The following is an 18,032-nucleotide window of genomic DNA, read 5'->3' as shown; positions in this document are numbered from 1 at the left end:
TCTTATTTTTCAAAAACCTCAGTTAAAACTTTACTGTCGGTTGAATTTGGCATTGTTATTTGTAGCAATTGAGCAACTGTTGGCGCAATTTGAGTAATTACTTTTTTATCGTGTGACGTACCTTTTTTAATATGCCAACCATAGAAAATAACCGGCACGTGCGTATCATAACTGTAAGGCGAGCCGTGTGTTGTTCCAGTTGCTGAATATTCCATGTAACCAGGTTTGTAAGCAAAAAGTAAATCACCATTTTGAGTTGGATCATAACCTTTTGCGATAAAATCCAAAATCACATCACTTCCAGACGAAGCTAAAATTTCTTGCTCGGTGTAAACGCGTTTTACATATTCTTTTGTGTAAAGAAAATCTTTGAAAGCTTTATTTACTTTCTCCAACTCCAACCCTTTTGATTTTAAAATATCTTTATTGTAATGGATATTATAACTAGAATAATTCAATATCAAATCTTCGCCGAAAGTAGCTTTAGAAAACTCCTTCAAATCACTTTCAAGGTTTTTATAATTGATATTATTTACTTGATATTTATTATCTTTTAAATAGGTAACATTTTCAGCTCCTGCGTGATCGGCTGTTAAAAACACTAAGTATTTATCTTTACCTATAGTTTTATCTAAATAATTTAAAATGTCCGCAATGTTTTGATCTAGACGCAAGTACGTATCTTGAATTTCTATTGATCTTGGTCCAAAAGTATGCCCGATATAATCTGTAGATGAAAAACTTAATGCTAAAAAATCGGTGATTTCATCTTTACCAAGTTGCTCTTTTTCGATGGCTTTCTTTGCGAAATCTGCTAAAAGATCATTTCCATAAGGACTAACTCTAATTACGCCAGCATCATTATTATCAATCATTTCCTTCATATTGTAAGGAAAAAAAGGCGTCTTTTTGTACAACTTTCCTTCATAAGGATTGTCATCAGCTAGACTTTCATTGTAGGTTTCTTTTGGTTTTAGTAAATCCCAACCTTTATTGGTGTAACCCAAATAATTTTTCTCGTTATTAAAGTCAGTTACCCAAGTTGGTAATTTTTCTCCATAAAATGAACTCGAAATAAACTCACCAGTTTTGCAATACCAAAATGCCCAATCAGCAAAATGTCCGGCAGGTAAAATCGCACCTCTATCTTTTATACTAATTCCGATTACCTTTCCTTTAAAGTTCGTAGATAATTTTAATTCATCGGTAATTGTAGTGCTTTGTAAATTTTTAGGTGACATTTTTCCTTCACTTTCTGTGCCAGGAACCAATGTTGTAACCGAAGCATCATCGGTACAATATACGTCTTTTTTTAAAGTTCTGTGGAACCATTCATTGCTTACAATTCCGTGCAATGTTGGCGTCGTTCCAGTATAAACCGAAGCATGACCAGGCGCAGTATAGGTTGGCATATAGTTATAATGTGCATTATGAAACGTGAAACCACTATTCATCAATCGCTTAAAACCATTCTCCGTAAAATCACTTTGAAAACGGTATAAGTATTCCATTTTCATTTGATCTACAACAATTCCGACAACTAATTTTGGACGTTCTTGGGCTTGAAGGTTTGAGAAAATTACAAACGCAGTAACTAAAAGTATCTTTTTCATTTAAAAGTATTTCGACAAAAGTAAGGATAAGATTTCAAAGCAATGTGATGCAAATCTTAAGAATTTTATAAAGTGAGTGCTTCTTTTTTAGCCAAATTAAATTCGGAAATTATTTCGAAAATTATTGTTTCAACTGGTTTTATATCGTGAATTAATCCAGCAATTTGACCAATTTCTAGTTCGCCTTCGATTAAATCACCTTCAAACATGCCGCGTTTTGCTCTTCGTTTTCCTAATAAATTTTCTAAATCTTCTTTAGACGGACATTTAGAATACAATTCTTGAACGTCATTATAAAATTTATTTTTTATTAATCGCACAGGAGCCAGTTCTTTCAAAGTAACTTGTGTGTCACCTTCGCCAGTTTCAATTATTGTTTTTTTGAAATCATCGTGTGCCGAACTTTCGGTTGATGCTGCAAATCGGCTTCCCATTTGAACACCATCGGCACCGAGAATCATCGCTGCAAGCATGCCACGACCAGTTGCAATTCCGCCAGCTGCAATTAATGGAATCGTGATATTTTCTCGCACCATCGGAATCAAAGTTAATGTTGTAGTTTCTTCTCTTCCATTGTGTCCGCCAGCTTCAAATCCTTCGGCAACGACTGCGTCAACTCCAGCTTCTTGAGCTTTTAAAGCAAATTTAGAACTGCTCACAACATGAACAACTGTAATTCCGTTGGCTTTTAAATGCGAGGTCCAAGTTTTAGGATTTCCTGCTGATGTGAATACGATTTTAACGCCTTCTTCAATAATTATTTGAATAATTTCCTCAATATTGGGATACAACATTGGAACGTTTACACCAAAAGGTTTATCGGTTGCTTTCTTACATTTTTGGATGTGTTCTCTCAAAACTTCTGGATACATTGAACCAGCTCCGATTAGTCCTAATCCGCCAGAATTACTAACGGCACTTGCTAATTTATATCCTGAATTCCAAATCATTCCGCCTTGAATAATTGGATATTGTATGTTGAAAAGTTGAGTAATTTTGTTCATGTTTTCCGAAAGAAATCCGTGTTTTAATTTTTAATTATTTTACCAGTCTGAGTAGTATTTGCGGAAGCGATTTTATAGAAATAGACTCCCGAATTTAAATTTTCTAACGAAAGAGTTGGATTTGACTGATTGATATTTTGCTCTAAAACAATTTGACCTAATGAATTATAAATCATAATTTTAGAATTTAAAAATCCGTCAGGAATTGAAAATGAGATAGTTCCTTTAGTTGGATTTGGATACACCACGAAATTACTGCTAGTTGCTTCATTTACATCTAATGCGGCATTTGCAATAGCCAATTGAAAATCGGGAATTCCATAACCATATTGAAAAGTTGGAAGATTAAACCTATCGGATGATTGCTTAACTAAATTTACAACTTGCTGGTTTGTTAAGGAAGGAACGGCTTGCCAAAAACTAGCAATCATACCTGCCATAATTGGTCCGGAAAATGATGTTCCGCTAGCAGCTGTAATACTTCCAGCGGTGGTTGCAACATACGCATTTTGTCCCTGAGCCATAACATCTGGTTTAACTCTTCCGTCAAACGATGGTCCGATCGAACTAAAAGCAGCATAATTTTCATTTGCTTGAACAGCTCCAATTGCTAAAACATTGGTAGCTTCTGCTGGAACTCCAATATATGGATTGGCAGTTGCACCAGAATTTCCAGCACTTGCCACAACAATAATTCCTTTAGAGAAAGCGATATTTGCACCTCTTGATGCAAAGGCAGAATTCCCTGTTAAATCACTGTAAGTATAACTATAACTTGGGTTATCATAGCCAAAATAACCTAGTGAAGAAGTAATAATATCTACCCCTAATCGATCGGCTTCTTCGGCAGCTTCAACCCAATAACTTTCTTCTACTGGATTTTCTGAAGCAATATCTTCTGTAACAAATAAATAATATTGTGCATCTGGCGCCGTTCCAACTAATTGACCTTCGGTATAACCGCCCATGCAAGATAAAACCATAGTTCCGTGATTGTGAAGCGAATATATATTTGTAGATTGACTTACGTAATTGTAACCACCTAAAATTAAGTTATTGGTAAACAATCTTTCGAATGGTTGTGTAGAATTTACATTTATAAATCCAGAATCCAATACCGCAATTATTTTACCTGTTCCGGTATAATTGGCTTGATGCAAAAGATGACCGTTAAGCATTTGAATTTGATTGGCAGAAGTTCCGTATGCGAATGTAATTTCAACATCCATTTGTTTGTTTATTACTTGTTCTTTATTACTTACGTTTGGATTTTTAATTTTTCCAGAAGTATTTAAAGATGGATTGGCAAATTCTATATGATCAACAAAAGTTAAACTTGACAAAGCGTTAATATCTGTAACACTTCCACTGATGTGAAGGCAATTTAACCATTTAGATTTTGCTTTTACTGTAATTCCAGTTGCCGCTGTTATTTGGTTAATGTAAGGTTGATGAATTGGTACATCATTAGTTGTTACTGGGATTCCTTGTGCAGTTCTTCTATCTAATGCTCTTTGTGTTAACATCGTAAGTGGATCTGCAAGAAAAGCAGCAGCATTCGGTTTATCTGTAAAATAAACCCAAGCATCTTCTTGTGAAAAAGAAGAAATTGATACAAGAAAAATGAGTAGAAATAATATTTTCTTCATAGCAAATAAAATTTGGTTGTATCAAAATTACGAAAAAAAATAGCACCAAGTTTGATTTTACGAAATTACACCCGAACCAATTAATTCGTCGTTTAAATACCAAGCAGCAAATTGACCTTCGGTTATAGCAGATTGAGGTGACTCAAAAGAAACATACAATCCCGATTGGAATTTATGTAACGTTGCTTTTTGAAGTTCTTGACGGTAACGAATTCGAACCAAAACTTCCATAGATTCTCCATCATTAAGTGTTAAATCTTGACGAATCCAATGAATTTCTGATGGTTGAATACGCAATGCTTTTTTAAATAATCCAGGATGATTTGCACCTTGTCCTGTATAAATGGAGTTGGTTTTTACATCGGTTGCAATTATAAAAAGAGCTTCTTTTGTACCGCCAACATTTAGTCCTTTTCGTTGTCCGATGGTAAAATAGTGTGCACCTTGATGCTTTCCAACTACTTTCCCAGACGATTGTGGATTGTATTCTATAGAAGTTGATTCGAATTGTAATTGCTCTTCGAGTGAACTGAACACTGGTTTCTCTTGATTGTAAATCTCGCTATTAGCAGGAATTTCATATATCAAACCTTCTTTTGGTTGTAATTGTTGTTGTAAAAATTCGGGTAAACGTACTTTACCAATAAAGCAAAGACCTTGTGAATCTTTCTTTTCGGCAGTTACTAATTCCATTTTGGTAGCGATTTCGCGAACTTGTGGTTTTGTTAATTCGCCAATTGGGAACAATGATTTAGCTAATTGCTCTTGCGATAACTGACATAAAAAATAAGATTGATCTTTATTATCATCTTTCCCTGCAAGTAATTGATAAACTGGCTTTCCATCTACATCAATTTCTCCTTTTCTGCAATAATGACCTGTGGCTACAAAATCGGCACCAAGGGATAATGCAATTTTCATGAAAACATCAAATTTTATCTCACGATTACATAAAACATCAGGGTTTGGAGTTCTTCCGTTTTCGTATTCTTTGAACATATAATCGACAATTTTGTCTTTATATTGTTCGCTTAAATCAACCGTTTGAAAAGGAATACCTAATTTTTCGGCAACTAAAAGTGCGTCGTTGCTGTCTTCAAGCCACGGACATTCATTAGAAATTGTAACTGAATCATCGTGCCAATTCTTCATAAAAAGTCCGATTACCTCATAACCTTGTTCTTTTAAAAGATAAGCAGCAACACTCGAATCTACACCACCAGAAAGTCCAACGACAACTCGTTTCATTATTTATTCCTCTTTAATTTGAATTTGCAAATTTACGTCAAATAATAAAAAAAAGTATATGCTTTAATCACTAAAACATATACTTCGGTAAGATTTATCTATTTACTAATATTTAGGTTCGGGTTTAGGATCTTTCTTTTCAAATTTACGTTGCTTAGGCTTACTCATATTTTCTGTTGTAAGTTTGCCATTGTTATTGAATTCCCAAATACCTTCTTTTTTATCTTTCTTGTAATTTCCTTTAGAAACCACTTCATTCTTTGCATTTCTAAAAATGGAAAGTCCTTCTAGAAGTCCGTTTTTATAATTACATTCTTCAATAACAACACCATTTTCAGCGTACTTTTTATAAACGCCGTCCTTTAAACCATTTTTGTACGTTGCTTCTTCGGCAATAAGTTTACTTTTGAAATATACTTTTCTAACTCCGTTTAATTTCCCTTTAACATACAATTCGGTTGTCATTATATCTGGAGAATCAAAATGATAGTATTTCCATTCGCCTTCATACAATTTGTTAACCAGCTTACCTTCGCTTACCTTATATTTTCTTTGATTGTAAAAAATGGTGTAGCACGAATTATCGGCAAGATTAAATTCACGAGTTGCAATTACTGTTCCTGATTTTGTATCATCGAAAAATTTGAATAATCCAGTTTCTTTGCCGTGCTCGAATGTACCTTCATACCTCGGACGATTAGAATCTGGATAAGATCCTTTCCATAAACCATGTTTTAAACCTTTATCGTCTAACTTGTTAACGTCTTGAGCAAAAATACAATTGAAAGATAAAAGAAATAATAATAGGTATTTCATAATTGAGATTAATTTAATGGTATTTATAACTAAAATAGAATGATTTTATTGTTGCAAAAATGGTTCCAAATTTAGAGAATGCCAAATTTATAAGATTTTTTTTATGTTTTAGAAGTTAAACTTTTATTAAAAAGCAACTATTTTGTTTAACACTATTACGATGTAGTTAAACAACAAAATAAATATTTATGGAATGTATACAGAACAATTCGAGTTATAAAAGTTAAACAAAATAGTTAAATTTTATAAAAATCGTATTATAGTGTTTAACGTATATGTAATTACATTAAACAAAACTCGTTATCTTTGAATAAACAAAAAAAACATACTATTATGAAAATGAACAAATTAAAATTTCTTGGTCTATTTGCATTCATTGCAATTTTATCAACATCTTGTAGTGATGATGATGACAACAACTCTACGCAACCACAAACAATAGCTGACATTGCTATAGCTGGTGAAGATTTTTCAATCTTGGAAACTGCATTAACTAGAACTGATTTAGTGTCTACACTAGACGGAACAAGTCAATTTACTGTTTTTGCTCCAACGAATGAGGCATTCAATACTTTTTTTGCATCTCTTGGTGCTAATGTAAATGTAAATAATGTTGACGTAAATGTTTTAAAAGCAATTTTATTAAATCATGTTGTAAGTGGTGAAATTTTGAGCTCTGCAATTCCAGCTTCAACCTACGTTTCAACACTTTCTCCTTTTAGTTCGGCTGCTAATTCACCTACAATTAGCATGTATGTTCAAAAAGCAGGGAATGTTGTAACCTTAAATGGTGGAATTAACAACAAAGGCGCTGTTGTAACAACTGCTGATGTTGATGCAAGTAATGGTGTAATTCATGTTGTGAACAGAGTTATTCAAATTCCAAATATTGTTGATCACGCTAAAGCAAACGCAAATTTCAGTACTTTAACAAGTTTATTAGTTGCCCAAAATCTAGTATCTACTTTAGAACAAACTAACACTCAAGCTGGTACACTTGCTCCTTTTACGGTATTTGCTCCAGTCAATACAGCATTTGATGATGCAACATTAGCATTGTATACTGGTTTAAGTAGTGATTTGAAAACTGAGGTTTTAACATATCATGTTGTAAGCGGAGTAAATGTTCGTTCAAATGCAATTCCAACAGGAAATATCCCAACTGTCCAAGGTGAAGGATTTACAATAACTGGTACATCAATAGATGACGCTGGTTCTACAGTAAATAAAAATATTATCCTAACTGATGTTCAATGCTCAAATGGTATTGTACATGCAATCGATAAAGTTTTACTACCTGCATTTAACTAACATTAATATTGCTATGGAAATTAAAAGCGTAACTTTTTTAAGTTGCGCTTTTTTTTATGAACCCAATTCTATTGCTCGTTTATTGGCAGCATTTACAGCTTCGATGATATTTTCTTCGACCGATTTTAAATTGAAAACATTCAAAGCTTGTTCAGTAGTTCCGCCTTTGGATGCTACTTTTTTAATCCAATCTTCGTTGGATAATGAGTAACTATTTTGAATTGCAACCGAACCCATAAAAGTTTGATTAACTAACAATTCTGCTTCCGATTCATTGAAACCTAAATCTACTGCAGCTTTTATCATGGCATTCATGAAGAAAAACACATACGCTGGACCGCTTCCAGACACAGCTGTTGCTACGTTTAAAAGATTCTCATCTTCTATATAAATTGATTTTCCTGTGGTATTTATTAGATTTTGAATAATGAACAATTCTTTCCTATCAACTTCAGATGATGCTGTAAATACGGTCATTCCCATTCCGATTTGAGTTGGAATATTTGGCATGGATCGCACCACTTTTTTACAACCTAATTCGTTTTGGATTTTAGCAATTTTTACACCTGCCATTACAGAAAGTACCATTTGATTTTCTTTCAGAAATGGTTTTATCGATTGCGCTAAATTTTCAAAATCTTGGGGTTTTACAGCTAAAATTAGAATATCGTAATTACCAATGTCTTGTGCTGGCTTTTCGTAACAATTTGATTGAAGTATTCCATTTTCAAGAACAACTTTAGAAACATCACGAACTAGTAAATAAATATCTTCTGGTTTTATAAATCTTGAGCTTATAAAACTATTTGCATAGGTTTTCCCCATGTTTCCGTAACCTAAAATCAATACTTTCATATGCAAATAAAATAAAAAAGTTCTGAATTTGAAATTTAAACTTCAAAAACAGAACTTTTATATTGAACACTAAAATCTTATTTTTTATTCAATTTCTTTTGCTCTTCGGCTTGTTCCATCATTTCTCTCATCTTCTTTTGGAATTTACCTTCTGCTTTTGGTTTTGTTTTATTTTCTTGAATTTTTGCGTGAATTTTGTCGCTATCAATGAAATATTTTTTAATAACTAACATAATTCCGATAGTAATTAAGTTAGAAATAAAGTTATACAAACTCAATCCTGAACCGTAACTATTGAAGAAAATTAACATCATAATCGGAGAAAGGTAAATCATAATTTTCATGATTTTAGCCATATCGGGCATACCTTCTTGCTGTGGTTGCGCCATCGCTTGATCTCCAGAAGTCATTTTCATGTAAAAGAAAATTGCAATTGCAGCCAAAATTGGGAACAAACTCACGTGATCTCCATATAATGGAATGTTAAAAGGTAATTTGAAAATTTGATCAAATGATGATAAATCTTCTGCCCAAAGGAATCCTTTTTGTCTCAACTCAATTGCTGATGGGAAAAACTGAAACGATGCATACATAAATGGCAACTGAATTAATGCAGGAATACAACCAGCCATTGGATTTACTCCGGCTTTGTTGTATAATTTCATTGTTTCTTGTTGCTTCTTCATTGGATCTTTTGCGAATTTCTCTCCAAGTTCTGTAATTTCTGGACGCAGTACTTTCATCTTAGCTTGAGAAAGGAATGATTTGAAAGTAATTGGCGACATCGCTATTTTTATTAAAATAGTGAAAACGATAATTGCAATTCCTAATCCCATAAACGAACTCAAGAATCCGAAAAGAGGAATGAAAATTAATTTATTTATCCAACCGAAGATTCCCCAACCTAATGGAACGATGTCTTCGATATTTTTCTCGTAAGTATTTAAAATTTTATAATCTGTTGGTCCTAAATACCAATTCATTTTATAATCTAACTCACCATTTTTGAAGGCTAATGGCAATGTTGATTTGAATTGTTTTGTAAAAACAGTATCTATTTTATCATTATGAACTAAATCAGTTGAGCTAATTTTTACATTTTCAATTGGCGTTTGAGACAATAGAATCGAACTAAAAAAGTGTTGTTTGTAAGCTACAAATGTTGCTTTTTCTAACGTTTCATCTTCCTGTTTTCCTGTTCCTGCATAATCTACTTTGTCGTCGTTTTCGAAATAAATTTCGGCGTAACGGTTTTCATAAGCTATACTTTTCTCATTACGATAGGTTTTTAAATCCCATTGTAAATCGGCAGTTTTCGATGAATTTAGTACTTTGCTTAAACCTTGCGAACGCACGTCAAAATCTAACATATAATCTTTGGCTTTCAGAACATATTTATATTCTAAAAACTCGTTGGCACCAGCTTTTAACTTCATAGAAAGAATTTGATCTTCTCCATTTTTAGTTAAAGTTGGTTCAAAAAATAAATCTTTTGTATTTAAAACTCGGTTGTCTTTGGTTTGAAGTACAAGGTTAAAATTAGCATTGTTATTTTTAATTAACTCTACTAATTGTCCTGAATTTTTTTCGAATTTTTTGTAGTTTTTTAAAATCGCTTCAGAAATATATCCACCTTTATTGGCAATGGTAAGTTTCAGCAAATCGTTTTCTATTGTTGTAAAATCTTCTTTTGCAGATGGCAAAGTTGCTGAATAAGCAAAACTTCCCAATGCGCCAGCTAATTTTTGAAGTTTTACAGTATCACTAACAGTTGAATCAACAACAGTAGAAAGTACCTCTTTAGTTGCTACTTCTTTTTTCTTATTGGCTTTGTCTATTTTTTCTTGCTTCGCTTTAGCCTCTAATTTTTTTTGTTCTGATTGTTGATTGTTGTAAAAAATCCACATTATAATAATGAAGATTAATGCGAAACCGATAATCGAATTTTTGTCAAACTTTTTTTCTTCCATAATATAGTTCCCAAAATTGATGGGATAATTTTCAGTTCTTGTATCAGTCGTGATTGTGACTGTTTTGTTTCAATTTTAAAAATAAAGTTTTAATGAAACTCTATTTTAGTAACCTTTTGTTGGCAAGCTAGCCCTGATTGGAGCAGTTACCGTGTAACGCGGAAAGCAGGAATATGGTTTACCAAAATTACTACTGATTCGCTCCTTCTACTTTTTATTTTTCACCATTGCGGCCACAAAGCTAACGAAAATTGGCTGTGGATTGGCAACGGTACTTTTGTATTCTGGATGGTACTGAACACCAATGAAAAATGGGTGGTTTTTAATCTCTACAATTTCTACCAAACCAGTGTCTGGATTGATTCCGGAGCTGATTAAACCTGCATTTTCTAACTGTGTTGCATACTTATTATTGTACTCATAACGGTGACGATGACGTTCTTCGATTTGAGTTTTTCCGTAAATTTTGTGCGCTAATGTACCTTCTTTAAGATCGCATTTCCATGCACCAAGACGCATTGTTCCGCCTTTATCGGTGATGGTTTTTTGGTCTTCCATTAAATCGATAACCGGATTGGCCGTGCTGGCATTCATTTCGGTCGAATTGGCATCTTTTAAGCCTAGAACGTTTCTAGAGTATTCGATAACTGCCATTTGCATTCCGAGACAAATTCCGAAAAACGGTAAATTATTTTCACGTGCGTAACGAACTGCTTCGATTTTTCCTTCGATTCCTCTTTCTCCAAAACCTGGTGCGACTAGAATTCCGTCTACGCCCGAAAGTTTTTCTGCAACGTTATCACTATCAATGTATTCTGAATGGATGCTGATTACATTTACCTTGGTTTCATTATTTGCTCCTGCGTGAATAAAAGCCTCAAGAATTGATTTGTATGAATCTTGAAGTTCAACATATTTTCCGATTAATCCGATGTTTACCGAATGTTTTGGGTTTTTTAATCTATGTAAAAAGGTGTTCCAATTTTTTAAATCGGGTGCTGCTTTTTTAGGAAGGTCTAATTTTTTTAAGGCTACAACATCTAAACCTTCTTCAAGCATTAGATTTGGAACTTCGTAAATGGTTGAAGCATCGATAGATTGAATAACGGCTTCGCGTTTTACATTACAGAAAAGCGCTAATTTCTGACGTAATTCGTCTGATAATTCATGTTCTGTACGGCATACTAAAATATCGGCTTTGATACCGCTTTCCATTAGAGTTTTTACCGAGTGTTGTGTAGGTTTTGTTTTTAATTCTCCGGCTGCAGCCAAAAATGGAACTAAAGTTAAGTGAATTACGATACCGTTATTTTCACCTAATTCCCAAACCAATTGACGTACCGATTCGATGTAAGGAAGTGATTCGATATCACCAACTGTTCCACCAATTTCTGTGATTACTATATCAAAATTGCCAGAATTTCCTAGCAATTGCATTCGTTCTTTAATCTCGTTTGTGATGTGCGGAACAACTTGAACCGTTTTTCCTAAAAATTCACCACGACGTTCTTTTTCGATTACGGAAAGATACACTCTACCAGTTGTAACGTTGTTGGCTTGCGAAGTTGGAACGTTTAAGAATCGTTCGTAGTGACCTAAATCTAAATCAGTTTCTGCTCCATCATCGGTAACGTAACATTCGCCGTGTTCGTAAGGATTTAAAGTTCCTGGATCGACATTGATGTACGGATCAAATTTTTGGATTGTAGTTCTATAACCGCGTGCTTGTAATAATTTTGCTAAAGATGCTGCGATGATTCCTTTACCTAATGAAGAAGTCACACCGCCAGTAACAAAAATGTATTTCGTTTGATTCATTGTTTTTTTTTTAGGACAACTTTGAGTTATCCGTAATTGTTGTGTTGTTTGTTGTTGTTGTAAAAAACGATGCAAAAGTACGATTTAATTAATCAATGTGAAAATATTTCAATATGTAAATACTGAAATATAACAACATGATAATTTGGTTCCAAATTTAGAATTTAGAGGAATTTGAAATTTAACTAAAGAGGTTTGGGGTATTGCTTTTTAATATTACGAATGAGTTCTTCTAGGCCGTTTAATTTAAGCTCATAAACCAGTTTTAATTGTTCACCCAGTTGCCCATTTGGAAGTCGGTTATTGTGAATCCATACGAGATAATATTCGGGTAAATCAATCAAGTATTTACCTTCGTATTTTCCGAAAGGCATTTTGGTGTGGGCTAGTTTTATGAGGAGTTTTTGTTGGTCGTCCATTTATTTAAGAAAATAGATTAAAGAGAATAGAATATAGACTTTTTAGAACATCTATATTCTATGTTCTATTTTCTTTATTTGGATATTACTTCCAATTAAAAACAATTTCTTTCTTAATATCTGGATGTAAACTATAGAAAACTGGACAGGTCATTGCTGTTCTTTCTAGAATGGTTTTTGTTTTCTCATCAGCAAATAAATTCATATTGAAAGCAACATGAATTTCGGTAATTCTTCTTGGTTCGGTTCCCATAATTTTGGTAACTTCAGCGGTTGAACCAGAGAAATCTACTTCTAAATCGCGCGCTTTGATTCCCATGACGGTTAACATACACGTCGCTAAACCATTGGCAACTGTATCGGTAGGAGAAAATGCTTCACCTTTACCATTGTTATCAATTGGCGCATCAGAAATAATTTCAGTTCCCGATTGTAAATGGATGGATGACGTTCGCAAATCGCCTAAATAAGTTACTTTTGAAGTTGGCATTATTGTGCTTGTTTTATAGTTAAATCGGTGTCGTAATACAAAATGTAAATTCCGTTATTGGTAAATCCACCTGATAGTTTTTTGTCATAATCAAATTTACTTTCTACTTGTTCTGAAGCTAAATCTAATGTTTCCACAAATGGTTTTTCTTGTGCCAAACGAAGCATGGTATCGAAGGTTACGTCAAATCCGCGAACGGCATATTGATTTGGAACTACTTTATTTTTCTTTCTGTAAGCTCTTTCAAAACGCAGTGCTTCTTCCGAATCGTTGTCCTTTATAACCGATGGATAGGTCATTTTTAATTTTGTTAATCGCGATAATGCAATTTCTTCAAAATCAAGCGTTTCATTTTCTTCTAAAATTACAAGTTGCACTTGATACTCTTTCATAGCATTCTGCAAAGTATTGGTAATTGTAAAAATAGTACCTGTTTTTTCAGATGCCATAATTACGAAATTCATTCTGTCTTTTACAAAATGTTTCTTGATACTATCGGCAATAATTCCAGATTTATCGGTAAGTCCAACTATTTTTGTGTCGCTTTGAAAATTCTGAATGTATTCTTTTATCGAATTCTTTTTGGGGTCAATAACTGCTATTATATTTCCGTTTTTGGCTCGCATATAATCAAACATGGCATTTTTTACCGCATCAGAATTGGGCATAGATTGATATAAATTTGAAAACGATTTTCCATCATCTTTCGACAATGGTGAAATCACAGGAATATTCTTAGATTCTAAAATACTGGCTACTTTTTCGGCATTGACTTGATAAAATGGACCAATTACGGCATCGGTATTATTGAAATTTCCATTAGATATAACATTGACAGCCGAAGTATTATACATCGATTCTTGTGAATCAATGATACGAACATCCATATTAATTCCTAAAACTTTAGCCGAATCGATTGCCATCATTGCACCCGAATAAAAATCTAAAGTCATGTTTAAAAACTTATCTTTTTTAAGTCGTTCTGAAATAGAAGTTACAGTGTCATTTTGAATTTTAGAAGCATTAAAAGGTAAAAACAAAACCAATTCTTTTCTTTTGTTGTTCGAAATAGATTTTGATAAATCTTTCAAATTATTTTTAACCTCTTTAGAAAATGAAGCATTTGCAGGAACTTTCAAAGTCATTCCTTCTTTTACACCTTCTTTCAATTCGGGATTCAAACTGGTCAAAGCGCTTTCTGACAAACCAAATTGGCGTGTCAAACTGTACATGGTTTCGCCTTGTTTTACTTGATAATCAAGAACATTTACTTTAGAAATTGCTGAAACTTGTGGTTTAGCTTCAAAATCTTTAACGAAATCTTTTTCAAACGAATTACCCTTTTTAACTTTCAACTGAAAACCAATAGGAAGATTTTCTACGATTTCCGGATTTAATTTCTCCAATTCGTCGACAGTCATTCCGTATTTCGTGGCAATTCCGTATTTAGTTTCTTTGGGTTGTACTTCGTGAACTGCGGTTCCGTTTGAAGATAAAACTGGTTTTATTGCAATCGCATTTTTTTGTAGCGCCAAAATCTGACCTGGTTGCAAACCATCTGTTTTTAGGAAAGGATTATTTGCTTCCAATTCAGCTTGAGTTATATTGTACAATTTAGTTATGCTGTACAACGTTTCCTTCGGCTTTACTTCATGCGTTTTGGCAACTTGCGTTTTTGTAGTAGCTTTCTGTGATGGTTTTGTATCCGATTTTACTTCAGTTTTTCCAACACTTTTCGGAATCAACAAAACTGAGTTGACTTTAATTCCGCTTTGTGAATCGGGATTTAACTTATAAATATCATAAGGAGTCACTTTATACTTTTGAGCAATTGCCTGAATTGTCTCTCCAGCAACAACAGTATGTTTTACCACATTTTGCCCGAAAATCGAACACGAAAAAACCAATACTAAAATGCAAATTATCCTTTTCAACATGTTTTTTTATTTTAAATTTTAAATTGTGAATTTTAAATGATTTCAGAATAATTTAGAATTCACAATTTAAAATTCATAATTATTTATTCCCACTCAATAGTTGCTGGTGGTTTAGAGCTAATATCATATACAACTCTATTCACACCTTTCACTTTATTGATAATTTCGTTTGAGATTTTCATCAAAAACTCATACGGTAAATGTACCCAATCAGCGGTCATTCCATCGGTAGATTCTACTGCGCGAAGTGCTACTACTTTTTCGTAAGTTCGCTCATCGCCCATTACTCCTACACTATTTACAGGAAGCAAAATCGCTCCTGCTTGCCAAACTTTATCGTATAATCCGTGTTCTTTCAATCCGTTGATGAAAACTGCATCTACTTCTTGCAAAATACGAACTTTTTCTGGCGTAATATCGCCTAATATTCTAATTGATAATCCCGGACCAGGAAACGGATGTCTTCCTAATAACTCAGGATCAATTCCCAAAGTTGCTCCAACTCTTCTCACTTCATCTTTGAACAACATTCGAAGTGGTTCAACAATTTTCAACTTCATAAAATCGGGTAATCCGCCAACATTATGATGTGATTTTATAGTCGCACTCGGACCTTTAACCGAAATTGATTCGATAACATCAGGATAAATTGTTCCTTGTGCCAACCACGTAACGTCTTCTATTTTGTGTGCTTCATCATCAAAAACTTCGATAAAAGCATTACCAATAATTTTACGTTTCGTTTCTGGATCATCAACTCCAGCTAATGCATCCAAAAAACGTGCCGAAGCATCAACACCTTTCACATTTAATCCCATTCCTTTGTATTGTTCCAGAACGTTTTCAAATTCGTTTTTACGTAACAATCCGTTATTCACGAAGATACAATATAGGTTTGTTCCAATTGCTTTGTGTAATAAAACTGCTGCAACGGTAGAATCTACACCGCCCGAAAGTCCTAAAACTACTTTATCACTACCAACTTTTTCCTGTAAATCCTTAACGCAATCGTCAACAAAAGCATTCGGAGTAAAATTTTGAGGAACTTCGGCAATTTTTACCAAGAAATTCTCAAGCATTTGTTTTCCGTCAGTAGAATGATAAACTTCTGGGTGAAACTGAATGGCATAAGTAGTTTCGCCTTCAATTTTGTAAGCCGCATTTTCTACGTCGTTAGTGCTTGCCAGTTTTACACCGTTGGTTGGTAAATGTTTAATGGTGTCACTGTGGCTCATCCAAACCTGTGAATTGAGATTTACATTTTCAAAGAAAACTTCGTCTTCCTTAATATAAGACAAATTCGCTCTTCCGTATTCTCTAATGTTAGAAGCTGCAACTTCGCCACCAGAAAAATGAGCCAAATATTGCGCACCATAACACACGGCAAGCAAAGGCATTTTGCCGCGAATGTGCGATAAATCGATTTGCAAAGCATCTTCAGCGCGAACCGAGTAAGGACTTCCACCAAGGATAACCGCTTTGTAAGACGATAAATCAGTTGGATAATTGTTGTAAGGAAAAATTTCGCAGAATATATTTAATTCGCGAACGCGGCGTGCAATAAGTTGTGTGTATTGCGATCCGAAATCTAAAATAAGTACGTTGTGTTGCATGCGCAAAAGTACTATTTATGATGGAAAATAAAAAATGGAATTTAGAAAATAGTAGATTTTTTTTGGAGCGAACGGTTTGGGCATTTTTTGGATTCGCCTTTCCTGCTTTTCGCTCTACTTCGTGCCACTGCAATCAGGGCTAATTAGGTTTTGTCTTTTATAAAGTTTAGGATTTTAAAGAACTAAAATCTAATCTAATAATAATTTAAACTTTATTTTTTTTTCTATTCTCAAAATTCCCCAAATAAGTATTAAGCAAAATCACTTCTTCCTCCGTTATCATTCCTTCTTGATGGTAAGGAACAATTATATCAGTAACAAAATCGTATTCAATTGCATTAATGATTCTTTTACGTTTGAGTATTTTTTGTAATCTATTTTTCCTTGTAAAGGGTAAATTGGCATCCTTGATTTGTTTCCAAAAGTACTCAACATCAGGACCAGAACATTCTTGAAAATATGTAAAAACAGCTTCAATATTATATTTATGACTTTTTAAATTCTTAAATTTTATTTCATGATTTAAAATTTTATTTTTTAGACCTTTATAAAAATCAATAAAATCATCACCTAATCTTTCCTGTGGATATTTATGTAGTGAATTTACTGCAATATCTATAGCTTTAAATAAGTTCTCAACTGCAATTAAATATTTGTCTTCTTTCATATTTTTATCATATGCTATTACCATTTAATTAACCGCTTAAATAAACTTTTTACTTGCCATTTTTATTTTCACATTTTAACTTTACAAAACTACGTATCTGTAATTGACAACAAAACAAATCTAATAAAATATCTTTCAAAAAATTAAATTCCTATTTTTTATAACTAATTATTCTTGTTTCATTACATTTGAATTCAAATTAAAATCATGCTCAAAACAATTCTCTACATAGCAATCGGTGGCGCCATTGGTAGTGTTTTACGTTATTTAACTTCGGTTTTGGTAAATAAATATTGGTCCAATCATTTTCCGTTGGCAACTTTTATTACTAATATTTTGGGTTGCTTTTTAATTGGATTACTTCTTGGTATTTTAGAAAAAAATAATCTGGCAAACAGCAATTTGAAGTGGTTTTTAATCACTGGTTTTTGTGGAGGATTTACTACTTTCTCAACTTTTGGTTACGAAAATTATTCGCTTTTTCAGAACAATAATTCGTTAGTAGCTTTTGCTTACATTGGATTGAGTATTCTAGTTGGATTATTTGCTGTTTGGTTTGGTCTTTTTGTTTCTAAATAAAACATAAAAATGTGTGTTAATCTGTGCACTATTTGTGTTAATT

15 protein-coding genes are annotated in these 18,032 nt (G+C 33.2%); 2 read left to right on the top strand and 13 right to left on the bottom strand.

Going from position 1 to position 18,032, the window contains the following annotated elements; translation table 11 throughout:
- Nucleotides 1–2 precede the first annotated feature (2 nt).
- From pafA to LG45_RS08090, 5 genes are all read right to left on the bottom strand, one after another.
- Nucleotides 3–1,613: an alkaline phosphatase PafA gene (gene pafA / locus LG45_RS08110; RefSeq protein ID WP_035125997.1), complete on the bottom strand. Its 1,611-nt coding sequence runs from the start codon at nt 1,611–1,613 to the stop codon at nt 3–5.
- Nucleotides 1,614–1,678: 65 nt separating this feature from the next.
- Nucleotides 1,679–2,617 carry an NAD(P)H-dependent flavin oxidoreductase gene (locus LG45_RS08105; RefSeq protein ID WP_035125995.1) on the bottom strand — a complete coding sequence of 313 codons (939 nt, stop codon included), beginning with the start codon at nt 2,615–2,617 and terminating at the stop codon, nt 1,679–1,681.
- Nucleotides 2,618–2,640: 23 nt separating this feature from the next.
- Entirely contained in the window at nt 2,641–4,266 is a 1,626-nt protein-coding gene (locus LG45_RS08100; RefSeq protein ID WP_035125994.1) for a S8 family serine peptidase, read from the bottom strand.
- 57 nt (nt 4,267–4,323) lie between these two features.
- Nucleotides 4,324–5,514, bottom strand: coding sequence for a tRNA 2-thiouridine(34) synthase MnmA (gene mnmA / locus LG45_RS08095; protein ID WP_035125992.1), 1,191 nt, complete (start codon nt 5,512–5,514; stop codon nt 4,324–4,326).
- 105 nt (nt 5,515–5,619) lie between these two features.
- Nucleotides 5,620–6,330, bottom strand: a complete 711-nt coding sequence (locus LG45_RS08090; protein ID WP_035125990.1) for a toxin-antitoxin system YwqK family antitoxin — start codon at nt 6,328–6,330, stop codon at nt 5,620–5,622.
- Nucleotides 6,331–6,663: 333 nt separating this feature from the next.
- Here LG45_RS08090 and LG45_RS08085 point away from each other — a divergent pair, with 333 nt between their 5' ends.
- The gene (locus tag LG45_RS08085; protein WP_035125988.1) at nt 6,664–7,641 is read left to right on the top strand and encodes a fasciclin domain-containing protein; all 978 of its coding nucleotides are present in this window, start codon (nt 6,664–6,666) and stop codon (nt 7,639–7,641) included.
- A gap of 54 nt (nt 7,642–7,695) precedes the next feature.
- Here the strand turns inward: LG45_RS08085 and proC are convergent, their stop codons facing one another.
- From proC to LG45_RS08045, 8 genes are all read right to left on the bottom strand, one after another.
- Entirely contained in the window at nt 7,696–8,496 is an 801-nt protein-coding gene (gene proC, locus LG45_RS08080) for a pyrroline-5-carboxylate reductase (protein ID WP_035125986.1), read from the bottom strand.
- A gap of 77 nt (nt 8,497–8,573) precedes the next feature.
- Complete coding sequence (gene yidC / locus LG45_RS08075) at nt 8,574–10,466, bottom strand: membrane protein insertase YidC (RefSeq protein ID WP_035125985.1); 1,893 nt, start codon at nt 10,464–10,466, stop codon at nt 8,574–8,576.
- 207 nt (nt 10,467–10,673) lie between these two features.
- On the bottom strand, nt 10,674–12,284 hold the full coding sequence (locus tag LG45_RS08070; protein WP_035126726.1) for a CTP synthase: 1,611 nt from the start codon (nt 12,282–12,284) through the stop codon (nt 10,674–10,676).
- Nucleotides 12,285–12,469: 185 nt separating this feature from the next.
- A complete protein-coding gene (locus LG45_RS08065) occupies nt 12,470–12,703 on the bottom strand; it encodes a DUF3820 family protein (protein ID WP_035125984.1) in 234 nt (77 codons plus the stop codon).
- Nucleotides 12,704–12,788: 85 nt separating this feature from the next.
- Complete coding sequence (locus LG45_RS08060; protein ID WP_035125982.1) at nt 12,789–13,193, bottom strand: OsmC family protein; 405 nt, start codon at nt 13,191–13,193, stop codon at nt 12,789–12,791.
- Complete coding sequence (locus tag LG45_RS08055) at nt 13,193–15,130, bottom strand: LysM peptidoglycan-binding domain-containing protein (RefSeq protein WP_035125981.1); 1,938 nt, start codon at nt 15,128–15,130, stop codon at nt 13,193–13,195. The genes LG45_RS08060 and LG45_RS08055 overlap by 1 nt, the downstream gene beginning before the upstream one ends.
- A gap of 83 nt (nt 15,131–15,213) precedes the next feature.
- The gene (gene guaA / locus LG45_RS08050; RefSeq protein ID WP_035125979.1) at nt 15,214–16,743 is read right to left on the bottom strand and encodes a glutamine-hydrolyzing GMP synthase; all 1,530 of its coding nucleotides are present in this window, start codon (nt 16,741–16,743) and stop codon (nt 15,214–15,216) included.
- A gap of 205 nt (nt 16,744–16,948) precedes the next feature.
- On the bottom strand, nt 16,949–17,410 hold the full coding sequence (locus LG45_RS08045; protein WP_131494645.1) for a hypothetical protein: 462 nt from the start codon (nt 17,408–17,410) through the stop codon (nt 16,949–16,951).
- Nucleotides 17,411–17,617: 207 nt separating this feature from the next.
- Between LG45_RS08045 and crcB the strand changes: the two genes are divergently transcribed.
- Entirely contained in the window at nt 17,618–17,989 is a 372-nt protein-coding gene (gene crcB / locus LG45_RS08040; RefSeq protein WP_035125977.1) for a fluoride efflux transporter CrcB, read from the top strand.
- The last annotated feature ends 43 nt before the right edge of the window (nt 17,990–18,032 follow it).

Origin of the sequence: Flavobacterium aquatile LMG 4008 = ATCC 11947 (assembly GCF_000757385.1) — a bacterium.
In the GTDB taxonomy this organism is placed as follows: Bacteria; Bacteroidota; Bacteroidia; order Flavobacteriales; family Flavobacteriaceae; genus Flavobacterium; species Flavobacterium aquatile.
This window is presented reverse-complemented; position numbering and strand designations above follow the sequence as displayed.